This window comes from Bradyrhizobium sp. AZCC 1578 (genome assembly GCF_036924675.1).
Taxonomy (GTDB): domain Bacteria; phylum Pseudomonadota; class Alphaproteobacteria; order Rhizobiales; family Xanthobacteraceae; genus Bradyrhizobium.
The window spans coordinates 756,625-769,721 of the sequence record NZ_JAZHRZ010000001.1; the positions used below are offsets into that span (position 1 = coordinate 756,625).

The 13,097-nt window shown below is 64.3% G+C and carries 11 protein-coding genes and 2 pseudogenes; 9 read left to right on the forward strand and 4 right to left on the reverse strand.

Translation table 11 applies throughout. The features are described from left to right. The first annotated feature begins 52 nt into the window (after positions 1-52). The 3 genes from V1290_RS03880 to V1290_RS03890 are packed head-to-tail and all read left to right on the forward strand — an operon-like array spanning position 53 to position 3,795. Entirely contained in the window at positions 53-1,423 is a 1,371-nt protein-coding gene (locus tag V1290_RS03880) for an NAD(P)-binding domain-containing protein (protein WP_334363101.1), read from the forward strand. Positions 1,424-1,468: 45 nt separating this feature from the next. Then, positions 1,469-2,635, forward strand: coding sequence for an MFS transporter (locus V1290_RS03885; RefSeq protein WP_334368926.1), 1,167 nt, complete (start codon positions 1,469-1,471; stop codon positions 2,633-2,635). Further along, complete coding sequence (locus V1290_RS03890; protein WP_334363102.1) at positions 2,632-3,795, forward strand: MFS transporter; 1,164 nt, start codon at positions 2,632-2,634, stop codon at positions 3,793-3,795. The genes V1290_RS03885 and V1290_RS03890 overlap by 4 nt, the downstream gene beginning before the upstream one ends. Positions 3,796-3,797: 2 nt before the next feature. On the opposite strand, the gene V1290_RS03895 is transcribed toward V1290_RS03890, so the two are convergent. Then, the gene (locus tag V1290_RS03895; protein WP_334363103.1) at positions 3,798-4,676 is read right to left on the reverse strand and encodes a DMT family transporter; all 879 of its coding nucleotides are present in this window, start codon (positions 4,674-4,676) and stop codon (positions 3,798-3,800) included. A 267-nt stretch (positions 4,677-4,943) separates the two neighbouring features. Between V1290_RS03895 and V1290_RS03900 the strand changes: the two genes are divergently transcribed. The 3 genes and pseudogenes from V1290_RS03900 to V1290_RS03910 all read left to right on the forward strand — a co-directional run bounded on the left by V1290_RS03900 (position 4,944) and on the right by V1290_RS03910 (position 7,174). Beyond that, entirely contained in the window at positions 4,944-5,429 is a 486-nt protein-coding gene (locus V1290_RS03900; RefSeq protein WP_334363104.1) for a sulfite exporter TauE/SafE family protein, read from the forward strand. A gap of 302 nt (positions 5,430-5,731) precedes the next feature. Then, positions 5,732-6,623, forward strand: a pseudogene (locus V1290_RS03905) (DUF1259 domain-containing protein). A 296-nt stretch (positions 6,624-6,919) separates the two neighbouring features. Then, on the forward strand, positions 6,920-7,174 hold the full coding sequence (locus V1290_RS03910) for a hypothetical protein (RefSeq protein WP_334363106.1): 255 nt from the start codon (positions 6,920-6,922) through the stop codon (positions 7,172-7,174). Between the two features lie 52 nt (positions 7,175-7,226). Here V1290_RS03910 and V1290_RS03915 read toward each other — a convergent pair. Together V1290_RS03915 and V1290_RS03920 are read right to left on the reverse strand one after the other, a co-directional pair. Next, positions 7,227-8,457: pseudogene (locus V1290_RS03915) on the reverse strand (MFS transporter). 10 nt (positions 8,458-8,467) lie between these two features. Beyond that, positions 8,468-9,040 carry a hypothetical protein gene (locus tag V1290_RS03920; RefSeq protein WP_334363107.1) on the reverse strand — a complete coding sequence of 191 codons (573 nt, stop codon included), beginning with the start codon at positions 9,038-9,040 and terminating at the stop codon, positions 8,468-8,470. 442 nt (positions 9,041-9,482) lie between these two features. Between V1290_RS03920 and V1290_RS03925 the strand changes: the two genes are divergently transcribed. The 3 genes from V1290_RS03925 to V1290_RS03935 are packed head-to-tail and all read left to right on the forward strand — an operon-like array spanning position 9,483 to position 11,998. After that, positions 9,483-10,301, forward strand: a complete 819-nt coding sequence (locus V1290_RS03925) for a chromate resistance protein ChrB domain-containing protein (protein WP_334363108.1) — start codon at positions 9,483-9,485, stop codon at positions 10,299-10,301. A gap of 11 nt (positions 10,302-10,312) precedes the next feature. Further along, positions 10,313-11,704 (forward strand): chromate efflux transporter, encoded by a 1,392-nt coding sequence (gene chrA / locus V1290_RS03930; RefSeq protein ID WP_442894963.1) that lies wholly within the window; start codon positions 10,313-10,315, stop codon positions 11,702-11,704. 60 nt (positions 11,705-11,764) lie between these two features. After that, positions 11,765-11,998 carry a hypothetical protein gene (locus V1290_RS03935; RefSeq protein WP_334363110.1) on the forward strand — a complete coding sequence of 78 codons (234 nt, stop codon included), beginning with the start codon at positions 11,765-11,767 and terminating at the stop codon, positions 11,996-11,998. 55 nt (positions 11,999-12,053) lie between these two features. Here the strand turns inward: V1290_RS03935 and V1290_RS03940 are convergent, their stop codons facing one another. After that, positions 12,054-13,001 (reverse strand): cation diffusion facilitator family transporter, encoded by a 948-nt coding sequence (locus V1290_RS03940; RefSeq protein ID WP_334363111.1) that lies wholly within the window; start codon positions 12,999-13,001, stop codon positions 12,054-12,056. Positions 13,002-13,097: the final 96 nt, after the last annotated feature.

Sequence of the window (13,097 nt, forward strand, 5' to 3'; positions counted from 1 at the left end):
TTGCGCTTTTTCGAACTGTATTTCGATATTTCTAGTTTTATAGGAGAATGCCATGAGTGGAACCAGGACTGTCGCGATCATCGGAGCCGGGCCGGTCGGCCTTGCCGCCGCCGCCCATGTGCTGGAGCGCGGGCTGCAGCCGATCGTGCTGGAAGCCGGCGACAAGGTCGGCCACGCCATGCGGCAATGGGGCCACGTCCAACTGTTCTCACCCTGGGAATACAATGTCGACAAGGCGGCGGCGCGGCTGCTGGCGGCAACCGGATGGAATTCTCCCGAACCGGATCAGTATCCGACCGGCATGGAGATGGTGGAGCACTATCTCGAACCGCTCGCGACCCACTCGGCGCTCGGGCCCCACATCCGCACATCGAGCCGCGTCACCGCGATCAGCCGGGCCGGCTTCGACAGGATGAAGTCGAAAGGCAGAGAAAAGGCGCCGTTCGAAATTCGCTACCAGAACGGACAAGGTCCGAAAGTCGTCAAGGCCGACGCGATCATCGACGCTTCCGGCACCTGGCATTCGCCGAACCCTGCAGGCGCCAACGGCCTTTCCGCCATTGGCGAGGCTGATACCGCCGACAAGATCGCCTATGGGATGCCCGACGCCCTCGGCAAGGAACGCGCGCGCTATGCCGGCAAGACCGTCGCGGTGCTGGGCGCGGGGCATTCGGCGATCGGTACGCTAATCGATCTGGCGAAGCTTGCGGACCAGGCGCCGGGCACCCGGCCGATCTGGCTACTGCGCGGCAGCGATCCGGCAAAGGCTTTCGGCGGCGGCGCGAACGACAAACTGTTGGCTCGCGGTGAATTGGGCGCGGCCTTTGCCGCGTTGGTGACGGCAGGCAGCATCAAGGTCGAAAGCGAATTTCGCGTTTCGCATCTCGTAGCCGACGGCCCTCGCCTCGTCGTCGGCGCCCTGTCCGGCTGCCGCGCCCGGCAGGCCGTGGTCGATGAACTGATCGTCGCGACGGGTTTCCGCCCCGATCTCGACTTCGTGCGCGAGTTGCGCATCCGGCTCGATCCTGCGATCGAATGTCCGGTCGCGCTGGCGCCACTGATCGATCCGAACGAGCATAGCTGCGGCACGGTGCGTCCGCACGGCGCCCGCGAGCTGGCGCAGGACGAGCCCGGCTTCTATTTCGCCGGCATGAAAGCTTACGGCCGCGCACCGACCTTCCTGATGCTCACCGGGTACGAACAGGTGCGCTCGATAGCGGCCGACATCGCCGGCGACCGAGCTGCCGCAGAGCGAGTCGAACTGGTGCTGCCCGAGACCGGCGTCTGCAGCCGCTCGCTCGCGCCAGATACCGGCAATTGCTGTGGCGGCCCCGCAATATCGGATGTTGACGCATGTTGCGTCGCGGATGAAAAAGCAAAGCAACAAGGCAAATCGGGATGTGGTTGCGCGTCCTCGACATGAGGAGTGAATAGAATTTCGCTGGAAGGCCGATCCGTCATCGTTGCGATGTGTGTAGGGCAGCTCGGCAGCCTGCTCCCGCACGTCGTCGTACCTTCCATCCTTGCCGCATTCTTGATTCCCGAATGGCACTTGAGCGGCGCGCAGGCAGGCCTGCTGGCAGGCTCGGGCGCCGCCGGCTATATGCTGACCGTGCCGGTGCTGGCGACGCTGACCGACCGCGTCGACGCGCGCAAAATTCTGATCGCCGGCTCGGCGGTGAGCGCGCTCGGCACGCTGCTGTTCGGCGCCTTTGCCACCGGCCTGTGGTCGGGCGCCCTCTTCAACGCGATCGCCGGCATCGGCTTCGCCGGCGCTTACATGCCCGGCCTCAAGGCGCTGACGGACCGTCTCGCGTCCGGCGACTCATCCCGCGCCATCACGCTCTATACGTCGAGCTTCTCGTTCGGCGTCGGCCTGTCATTCCTGGTTTCGCAGCTCGTCGCAGAAGCCTGGGGTTGGCGGAGTGCCTTTTTTGTCACCGCTGCCGGGCCGCTGATGATGCTCACCGTCTGCTTTCTGCTGCGGCCTATCGAACCGAAACCGACATCGGGCCGGCTTCTGGATTTCGCCCCGGTGTTTCAGAACCGCAAAGCCATGGGCTTCGTGCTCGGCTACGGCGCGCATTGCTTCGAACTCTACGGCATCCGGACGTGGATCGTTGCGTTCTGGACGTTTGTCGCCGCGAGGCATTCGGATGCATCGATCCTGACGCCGGTGGTGGTGAGCGTGGCGTTCTCCCTGCTCGCCATGCCCGCGAGCATTTTGGGCAATGAATTCGCGCTCCGGTTCGGCCGCCACCGGGCCATCACGGCGGTCATGCTCGCTTCCGCTGCCGTGGCGCTTCTGATCGGCGTGCTCGCCGACAAGTCACCCTGGCTGCTGCTGCCCCTGATGCTGGTCTATGCCATCACGGTCCCAGCGGATTCCGGCGCGTTGACCTCGGGCATGTCGATGGCAGCAGACCCGAGCCATCGCGGCGCGACCATGGCGATGCATTCCACCGTCGGCTTCAGCCTGTCCGCCGTCGGCGCCTGGGCGGTGGGCGTCGCGCTGGATGCGACCGGCGGGCCGCAAAATGCATCGGCCTGGATGGCGGCGTTCGCGGTGCTGGCAGCGGGCACCCTGCTCGGGCCGCTGGCGCTGCTTTGGTCTAGAAGAGAAACGGTCCAGTGAACCAGCTTCCCATCATTCTCGCCCTCGGCACGACACAGACCCTGGCCTGGGCTTCGAGCTACTACCTGCCGGCGATCCTCGCTGACCCAATCGCGCGCGATCTCGGCATATCCTCGACCTGGATATTTACCGCTTTCTCCGCCTCGCTGGTGATTTCGGCCCTGATAGGCCCGCGTGTCGGACGGCAGATCGACCTGGTCGGCGGCCGCTCCGTGCTGTCGCTATCCAATCTGGTGCTGGCGGCCGGGCTGGCGCTGCTCGGCTTCACATCGTCCATCCCCATGCTCGTCATCGCCTGGCTGCTGCTCGGCGTCGGCATGGGCGCCGGCCTCTATGACGCCGCCTTCGCCGCGCTCGGCCGCATCTACGGCGACGCCGCACGGCGCTCAATCACTGGCATCACGCTGCTCGCCGGCTTTGCCTCGACCGTGGGATGGCCGCTCTCCGCATGGGGGCTGGAGACCATCGGCTGGCGCAACACCTGCTTTGCCTGGGCGGCGGCGCACATCCTGATCGGCCTGCCGCTCAACCTCCTGATGCTGCCGGCTGTAAAGGGCGCGAAGGCGGCGGTGGCGGCAGCCGTCAAGCCGCATATCCCGATCGATCGCACCATGATCGTGCTCGCCTTCGTGTTCGCCGCGGCCTGGACCGTCACCGGCGCGATGGCGGCACATCTGCCGCGCATCATGGAAGCGGCCGGCGCGACCACGGCGCAGGCGGTGTTCGCCGGCGCGCTGATCGGCCCGGCGCAGGTGGCCGCGCGGATCTTCGAGGCGGGCTTTCTCAGCCGCTACCATCCGCTGGTCTCGACCAGGCTTGCCTGCATCACCCACCCGATCGGCGCCGCCATCCTCGGCCTGGCCGGCGGCGGCGCGGCCAGCGTGTTCGCGCTGTTCCACGGCTCCGGCAATGGCATCCTGACCATTGCGCGCGGCACGCTGCCGCTCGCGATTTTCGGCCCGGAGAATTACGGCTATCGCCTCGGCATCATCGGCGCACCGGCACGGATGGCGCAGGCCGCGGCCCCGCTGCTGTTCGGCCTATTGATCGAAGCCATGGGCGCGCGGGTGCTGATCGTATCCTCGGCACTCAGCATCTCGGCACTGCTGGCGCTGTTTCTGCTGCGAAAGGGATCGCCGAAGCTGCCAGTTGAGACGTGAGCCTACGGCTTCCTGATCTCCGACGTCGCGATCCATATGCCCGCAAACACGGCGATCAGCCCGATAATGAGGTTGAGCGTGATCGGCTCGCCGACGAGCTGGGTGGCAAGCAGCCCGGCGGCAACCGGGTTGACCGTCATGGTGTTGGCTACGCGCGTCGGCGACGCCTGCTCCAGCGCTAGCACCCACAGAATGAAGGCGAGCGCCCCGCCGGCGACGCCGAGATAAAGCCCCGCGATCCATTGCGGCGTTCCGAACTGGCCGAGCGATGCGACGCTGCCAGTCAACGATCCGACCAGGATCAGGGCCGCCGCGCCGGTGCCCATGCCCACGGTCAGGAAACCGAGCGCGCTGGATCGCTGGATGAACGGCCGGGACCAGACATTGTAGAACGCCATGCACAGCACCGCGCCAGTCATGATCAACTCGCCGCGCCACGCGCCCGCCGGCGCGGCCGATAATCCCGTTGCGAGCGCGGCGGCGACACCCAGCACCGCGATGCAGACCCCGATCGACTTCCGTTTCGTCAGCGGCTCGATGCCGAGCAGAGCACCAACCACCATGGTGTGCAGCGGCAGCGTCGCCAGCGCGAGCGAGGCGCGCGCCGCGGTCGTGAACGTCATCGCAATATTGTAGAGAACGAAAAACACGCCGAAGAAGCAGAAGCCGAGGGCGGCGACGGCCGGCCAGTCCGCGCGTTTCGGCCATCGCGCCTTCATGAGCAGCGCCGCCGGCAGCACGCAGCAGAAGCCGATCCCCCATCGCAGAATGGCAAGCGTGATCGGATCGGTGTTACCAGCGAGATAGCGCGTGATCGCCGCGGCGCTGCCGCCGAGGCTGCTCGAGACCAGCGCGATTGCGCCCCCGATCCATTCACCCAACGCCGCCCCCTGTCGCCCGCCTCTATCGCGCGGATCATATGGTGTGGGAAATTGCGCACGCGAGGCTCGACGGCGCTCGGATCAATCTTTCTGTCTTGTGCCGCGCGATCTGCACGCAAATGGCGGCAAATGTCAGCAGCAAATACCGATCTCTCGTCTTGCGCGCGAGGCCATGACGGGCTTAGCCTGCTTGCGGGGGAAATCGCAGCCTCCCCGTCAAATGGCGATTCCATTCAAGCGCTGCTCGCTTTTGCGTGGAGCGGGCACATGGATGGAGCGACACTCGAACTGCCGCTGTTTCTTCTTGCGACCTTCGCCGGCGCGGTTGTCTCCGGTCTCTCCGGCTTCGCCTTCGGCCTCGTCGTCTCGGCGATCTGGCTCTACATCCTCACGCCGCTGCAAACGGCGACGCTGATCATTGCGTTCGGGCTGCTCGTGCAGGGCTATTCGGTCTGGAAGCTGCGCGGCGCGCTTGATTGGCGAAGGCTCTGGCCGTTCGTGGCCGGCGCCGCACTCGGCGTTCCGGTAGGCGTCGGCGTCCTGACCTGGGCGAACCCTGCCCATGTGCGCGCGGGCGTCGGCGCCAAAGGCGCGATCACGCAGGACACGATCAAGTTGTTCCTGATCGGACTGCCAGCCTTGTTCGCCGGCACCTGGGCCGGGCTCAAGCTGTACGGCCGGCTGGATGAGGCGGCGTTCCGGAAGGTGGTGCTGGTATTGCTGCTGGTCTCGGGTGCGGTGCTGATCATCTGATAGCAGCGGAAGCGAAAAACGGCTCGATCGCGTCCGGTCAATTGAGCGTGAGTCTGCCGATGTCAGCGCGCGACCGCGTTGACACTCCGCGTCAGTGTGGCTGAATGCGGCCATGGGGGCTTTGCGATCCCCCCACGAGGCGACATGCCCAAGTATCGCGTCCCGGTTTTCCGGAGGCGCATACGCATGCCCAAAATATTCTCTCATCCATACCCCGGCACTCGGCCGCGCTGCATCACGCCTTGCGGGATGCCGCGCGCTATCCGGTCGATGTTTGGGGCTCGCGCAAGAAGGAGAACGCCATGAAACACAGGCTCACATTACTCGCGCTCGGCGCCGCACTGCTGCTGTCGCATGCTGCCCGCGCCGATGCTATCGACTGGAAGAAGGTGGATGCCGCCCTCGGCAAGACTGCCACAGTGAGCGGTGAAGTGCATCGTTACGCGCTGCCGCGATCAGATCTGCACGTCACGCTGGACGGCGTCGCGATCAAGCCAGCATTGGCGCTCGGAGGTTGGGTCGCCTTCGCTCCCATGCACGGAGAGGCCATGCTGATGGGCGATCTGGTGTTGCTCGAGACCGAGATTACCCCGGTCATGACGAGGCTGCTGGACAGCGGATTGGATATCACTGCCATCCACAATCACGTTCTCCGCGCCTCTCCCGCGACCTTCTACATGCATGTGGCCGGGCACGGCGATCCCGAGAAAATGGCAACCGCGATCCGTGCAGCGCTTTCATCGGCAAGCAAGACGCCGTTCGATCCACCGGCCACCACCTCCACCGCTGCGCCTGCGGTTGATCTCGACACGGCAAAGCTCGACGAGGCGATGGGCGCCAAGGGCACGGCGACTGGCGGTGTCTACCAGTACGGCATTCCGAGGCGTGATCCGGCCAAGGAAGGCGGAATGCAGGTCAACACGCCGCTCGGCGGCGCCAACGCCATCAACTTTCAGCCGACCGGTGGCGGCAAGGCCGCCATAACAGGCGACTTCCTCGTAACCGGCAACGAGGTCAATCCGCTGATCCGGGCGCTGCGTCGCCGGCGATATCGAGGTCACCGCGATCCATAGCCACATGCTCGCAGAAGAGCCGCGGATGTTCTTCATTCATTTCTGGGCCAACGACGACGCCCTGAAGCTGGCACGCAACGTCCGCGCCGCGCTCGACAAGACAGCCGTCGCGCAGCACTGATCGCGCAGACGTCAAAGTCTTGTTCGGCGGCTTGATGCGGCGGGACGCGAATAAGGGCGGCGCCGCGGTCGGCGCCGGCAGGCGGCATTCGCGACCAATCTGGCCACGGATTAGAGGTGCACCCCGACCAGATCCGCGAATTATCGCTTCAATCCGTTCCTAAATTTCAATTAATTGCGTCGAACCGGCATAGCTTACCGTCAAGAAGTTTTTGTCATGAGAAGCTAACCGGAACCCCGGTTTCCGGTGGTTTCGAGGCTCCGGCAAGTTGGAGCCTGCAGGCTCTGGAAGTGGCTATGAAGGAAGCGATCCGCTTACGTGAATTGGAAGCCGAGTGCCGTCAACGCGCGCTGAGCGAACCCGACAAGAAATGGTATTGGTTGGCGCAAGCCGCCAAATACCAGGTGCAGGCAAGCCAGCAACTCGCCTTTGACTCGGAAGGGAGCAACACCCCCCACACGCCGGAGATCAAGTTGGCGCAATGGTCGCATGTGCGAGACGAGCGGCGCGTGATGGACCCCCTCCCCGACGGACGGCGATCGCCCTGGTAGTCCCGCGAACCGCGTTGACGCGCCGGTCTCCAATCGCGAGAGAACGTGCTAGCTAACGTCCCTGCTCCTCCGGTGGCTTGATATGGCGGAACGAGAACAGCAAAGCGAGGTCGTAGGCGATCTTGAGCGTGCCGCAAACCACCAGCGGCAACCCCGTAAACGACGTCATCAAGAGCGCGCCTGAGATCGCCGGGCTGACGGCAGATGCGAGGCTGCGCGGCACGGCGGTGACGCTGGCGGCCGCGGGCCGTTCGGCCGGCGTCACCACGGCCATGACGTAGGAGGTGCGGGTCGGCACGTCCATCTGCGACAGCGCCGAGCGCAACAGCAGCAGGCCGAGCGCGACGTAAAGGTTCGGCGCAAATGCCGCCAGGATCAGGAAGATGCTGGATGGGATATGCGTGAACACCATGGTGTTGACCAGGCCGATGCGCTTCGCGATCCATGCCGCGACCGGATAGGAGAACGCGCTCAGCGTGCTCGACCAGAAGAAAAACAATCCGGCCGCGGACAATGACAGGTCGAAACGCTCGAACAGCCACAGCACCAGCAGCGACTGCGCGACAAAGCCGCCGGCAAAGGAATCGATGCTGAACAGCGCCGCGAGCTTGTAGACGGTGCCGCGCGAAGGCCCGAGTGGCGCCTGTGGCGCCCGCTCTTCGCCGCGCTGATGCGGCACGTAGCGATAAAGCACCGCGCAGGTGACGCCGAGCGCGGCGTAGGCATAGAACATCAGGCGGAACGCAGCGAGTTGCGTGCTGCCGCCGGCGACAAGGAAATCGGGCAGCGAGGCCGCAAGCGAACCCGCAGCGGTACAGAGCGCGCCGATCAGGCTGTAGCGCGCGAACACCTGGGTCCGGCGCTCATCGATGACGCTGTGAGCCAGCACCGCATGCTCAAGCGGCACCAGCACACCGAGATCGCCGCCGGAAGCGTTGATCGTGCCGATGAATGCGACCAGCGCGATCAGCACAAAATGCTCGACGGCGGGAAAGACGACGCCTGTGGCCGGCCATCAGGCTGGCGCCCGCGATGAGCAGCGGCCGGAGGTCATGGCGCGGCGCGATCCAGCCCGTGATCAGTGTCAGCAGTGCCGTGCCCAGAAGCGACGCCGTCGCGATAATACCGACTGCGATAGCATCGTAGCCCAGCGCGGTCATGTAGGCCAGCAAAATGATGATGGCAAAGCCGTCGCCGAAACCGCGCAGGCCGCGTGCGACATAGAGCAGCTTGATCAGGGCGGCCCCGGTCGACGCCTTCGGGTCGGTCGCGATATCAGTCATTCCAGCGTCCTCACGGCAAAGCGGTGATCGTTACCTGATCGAAGCGCGTCACGCTGTCGGCCTTGGTCCACAGCGCAACACCGCCTGCATCCTTAAACGTACTGTCTTTCACCTCGAACAGTACCGCTCCGTCATAGCTCACTGTGAACCGGTTGCCCTCCGCGCGCAGGGTAAGCACGTGCCATTCATTCGATGTCACGCGATTGTTTGATGTGCCGAGCTGCTGCCGCCGGCCGGCGACGACCCGATAGAAGCGGACGTTATTCTCGAGCGCGTTGGCGCGGGCGACGTAGTAATTGTCGGGGTCCACAAGCCGCACGACAACGCCGCCAGCCTGATCGATCCTGCCTGCAACGGGTTTAAAGCGGACCTGCATGATGAGGTCCTTGGCTGAAAAGTTTTCGTGAATGGCGAGCGGAAAGCGATAGTCGGTGCGGTCGGCGCTCTGTTGCTCGATAGCGCGGCCTGCTTTGGCGGTCGGATCGGCGACGACGCTCCATTCGCCCTGCGCGCCCTGGCCGGTTCGCGCAAACGAAAATCCGGCCGGCGGGGAACCTATAGTCATGCGGTCGATGGCAATCACGACGGCTTCTCCTGCCGTGGAGGGCGGGAGTGCAGCGCGTGCCAGCGCGGCCGCGGTGAGCGCGACGCGCAATGTTGACCTGATGGAACAAAAAAATATCGGCCCGGAACCATCCATGTGCGCTCCTCCCGACACGTCGGGTGTGCGCAGAGCTTGGACGATGGACCGTCTGACGGGGAGCCTGCTGTGTCCCCGATGAGGACAATCTAGGCTTGACCACGCCGTGGCGCAAGCGTCGAGTCTGCAGGATGGGTGGAGCGAAGCGATACCCATCAATGAGTCCCACAATCAGGCGATGATGGGTTTCGCTTCGCTCTACGCCTGACAATGGTTGACAGCGGAAGCGGCAGGCAGTTAATTCGGGCCATGGGGATGTTGCGATCTCCCCACGAGGCGACATGCCCAAGTATCGCGTCCCGTTTCTTTTGACGAGGGCGCAGCCATGTCATCCTACACCACGATATCTCCCGACAAGCTTTCAAAATTGATCGGCACGGCGAACACGCCTGCGCTGATCGACGTTCGTACCGATGAGGATTTCGCCGCCGATCAGCGGCTGATTCCCGGCGCCGTTAGGCGCAACCACGAGGAAGCCGCCGATTGGGGCGAGGAGTTTTCCGGCCGCTCGGCGATTGTCGTCTGCCTGCGCGGCCAGAAACTGGCGCAAGGCACCGCAGCCTGGCTGCGCCATCTCCACGTCTCGGCCGAAGCGCTGGAAGGCGGATTCGAAGGCTGGAAGGCCGCAAAACTGCCGCTGGTGCCGGCGGCAAAACTTCCGGCACGCGACGCGCAGGGCCGCACCGTCTGGGTCACCCGCGCGCGGCCGAAGATCGACCGCATCGCCTGCCCGTGGCTGATCCGCAGGTTTGTCGATCCCAACGCGGTATTTCTTTTCGTCACGCCGCCGGAGGTGCTTGCAGTCGGCGAGCGCTTCAACGCCGCCCCCTTCGACGTCGAGAACGTATTCTGGAGTCATCGCGGCGAGCTCTGCACGTTCGATGTCATGATCGAGGAATTCGGTCTCGCGACGCCGCCCTTGCTGCGGCTGGCGGCAATGGTGCGTGGTGCCGACACCGGACGGCTCGACCTGTCGCCCGAAGCGCCCGGCCTGCTCGCGGCTTCGCTCGGGCTGTCGCGCATGTTCGATGATGATCTCGAGCAGCTGGAAGCCGGCATGACGCTGTACGACGCGTTCTACCGATGGTGCCGGGACGCGACTGCCGAGACCCACAACTGGCCAACCAACAAGGCGAAATCGTAATGGACGCGACGATGAACAAGGTGGCCGAAACGGATGCCGTCAGGGAAACTGGTCACGGCATCAGTTTCGGCGAGGCTTTCAGGGTCTGGCTGCGGGTCGCCATATTGAGTTTTGGCGGCCCAGCCGGGCAGATCGCGGTGATGCACCGCATCCTGGTCGAGGAAAAGAACTGGATCTCCGAAGGCCGGTTTTTGCATGCGCTGAACTACTGCATGCTGTTGCCGGGCCCGGAAGCGCAGCAGCTTGCGACTTATATCGGCTGGCTGCTGCACCGAACGGCCGGCGGCATCATGGCGGGCGGGCTGTTCATCCTGCCCGGCATCATCGCCATCATGGCGTTGAGCTATATCTACGCAGCCTACGGCAACGTTGGCTTCGTCGAGGCGGTGTTCTTCGGGCTGAAGGCTGCGGTGCTCGCGATCGTGGTCCACGCGGTCGTCCGGGTCGGCAAGCGCGCGCTGCGCAACCGCGTGATGATCGCGCTTGCCGCCATTGCCTTTGTTGCGATTTTCTTTTTCGACGTGCCCTTCCCGATCATCATTATCGCGGCCGGCGTGATCGGCTATTTCGGCGCGCGCAGCGGCCGGCCGGAATTCGCCGCGATCGAACACGGTGGCGGCGGCAACAAGTCGGCAGCGGTCGACAGCCTGCTCGGCGAGGAACTGCCCGACCATGTCCGCCCCAGCGTGGGAAGCGCGTTGCGCGTAAGCTCGATATGGTTGTTGCTATGGGTGGTGCCGGTCGCGGCCCTGCTGATCGGGCTTGGCCAGGCCAACGTATTCAGCCAGATCGCGCTGTTCTTTTCCAAGATGGCGATGGTGACGTTCGGCGGCGCCTATGCGGTGCTGGCCTATGTCGCCCAGCAGGCGGTCGAGCATTATCACTGGCTACAGCCACGCGAGATGCTGGATGGCCTCGGCATGGCCGAGACCACGCCGGGGCCCTTGATCATGGTGCTGCAGTTCGTCGGCTTCATGGCCGCCTATCGCGACCCCGGCACGTTGTCGCCAATGTGGGCCGCCACGCTGGGCGGATTGTTGGCGACCTGGGTCACCTTCATCCCCTGCTTCCTCTGGATCTTTCTCGGCGCGCCCTACATCGAGACGCTGCGCGGCAACAAGGGGCTCGCGGGCGCGCTCTCTGCCATCACCGCCGCCGTCGTCGGTGTGATCCTCAATCTCTCGATTTGGTTCGGATTGCACACACTGTTTCGGCAGACCACGCCGGTCCGCTCGTTCGCCCTGTCGTTCGACATGCCGGTGTGGGGAAGCCTGGATATTGCTGCCTTCGTGCTTGCGGCGGCCGCGGCCACGGCGATCTTCCGTCTTAACGTCGGAATGCTCATCGTTCTTGCTGCTTCATGCATCACGGGCATCCTGCTGCGGTTGGTGGGCGTCATCTAGGGGGAACACTACGGACTAACCGAACTTCACCTGGGGCAGGATATAACCAGGAGAACGAACATGCGCACACGGACGATCTTTCGGGCAACCATCTGGCTGGCGATCGCGGCAGGATTATCACCCGTTTATGCCCTGACACAGGAGGAGCTCATCGCCAAGATTCAGGCGGCTGGCTACTCGCAGGTCAGCGACATCAAGTCGACGGCCGAAGGTACGACCGCGAAGGCGATGAAGAACGGTAAGGAAGTGCGGCTCGTCGTCGACAGCAGCGGCCAGATCAAAGAGCAAAAATGAGGCTTCCCGCAACGTGAACATGTAGAGTTGACGGCAACCTACCCTACGCTCCTTGCTACACCCGCTCCGCCGGCGCCAGCCTGCACGTCTCGCCGCCCGCCTCGATCTGCAGCGTGGAATGGTGGATGTTGAACCGCTGCGAAAGCTCCTCGCACACGCGATGAAGGAAGGCGTCGTCGGTGCCGGCGGGCCGCACCAGATGCGCGGTCAACGCGGTCTCATTGGTGCTCATGGCCCAGACGTGGAGGTCATGCACCTCGGAGACGCCTTCCAGCCTGCCGAGGTAATCCTTCACATCGGAGAGTTCGATGCCGCGCGGCACGCCGTCGAGCGCGAGATTGACGCTGTCGCGAGCCAGACCCCATCCGCTCCAGAACACCACAGCCGCAATCACAAGGCTGATCGCGGGATCAAGCCACAGCCAACCGGTCAGCATGATGATGCCGGCGGCAACCACCACGCCGAGTGAGACGCCGGCATCGGCCGCCATGTGCAGATAAGCGCCGCGAATGTTGAGATCGCCGTGGCGGCCGCGCATGAATAGAAGCGCGGTGCCACCGTTGATGGCGACGCCGAGCGCGGCGACCAGAACGACGGTCCAGCCTGCAACCGGGGCCGGCGCAAACAGCCGGTTGACCGCCTCGACGACGATGCCGCCGACAGCGACCAGCAGCAGGCCGGCATTGAACAGCGCTGCCAGGATCGAGGCGCGGCGATAGCCGTAAGTATGCCGCTGGGTCGGCTGCTTCTGCGCCAGCCACGCGGCGGCCCATGCCAGCAGCAGCGCGATCACGTCGGACAAATTGTGAACAGCGTCAGAGATCAGCGCCAGCGAATTGGCGGCGTAGCCGAAGATCAGCTCGGCGATAACGAAGGCAGTATTGAGCGTAGCGCCGATGGCGAACGCCCAGCCGAAATTGTCGGGCGCATGGCTGTGGCCGGCGTGACCGTGGGAATGATCATGCGCGTGGGAGTGAGTGTGATGGTGGTGATCGTGCGCCATTCCGCCTCGATGAATTTCGATGGCGATTTATATAGCGCGCGGAATTGGGAATACTATTACAGACGGGATCGTAGGGTGGGCAAAGCGAAGCGTGCC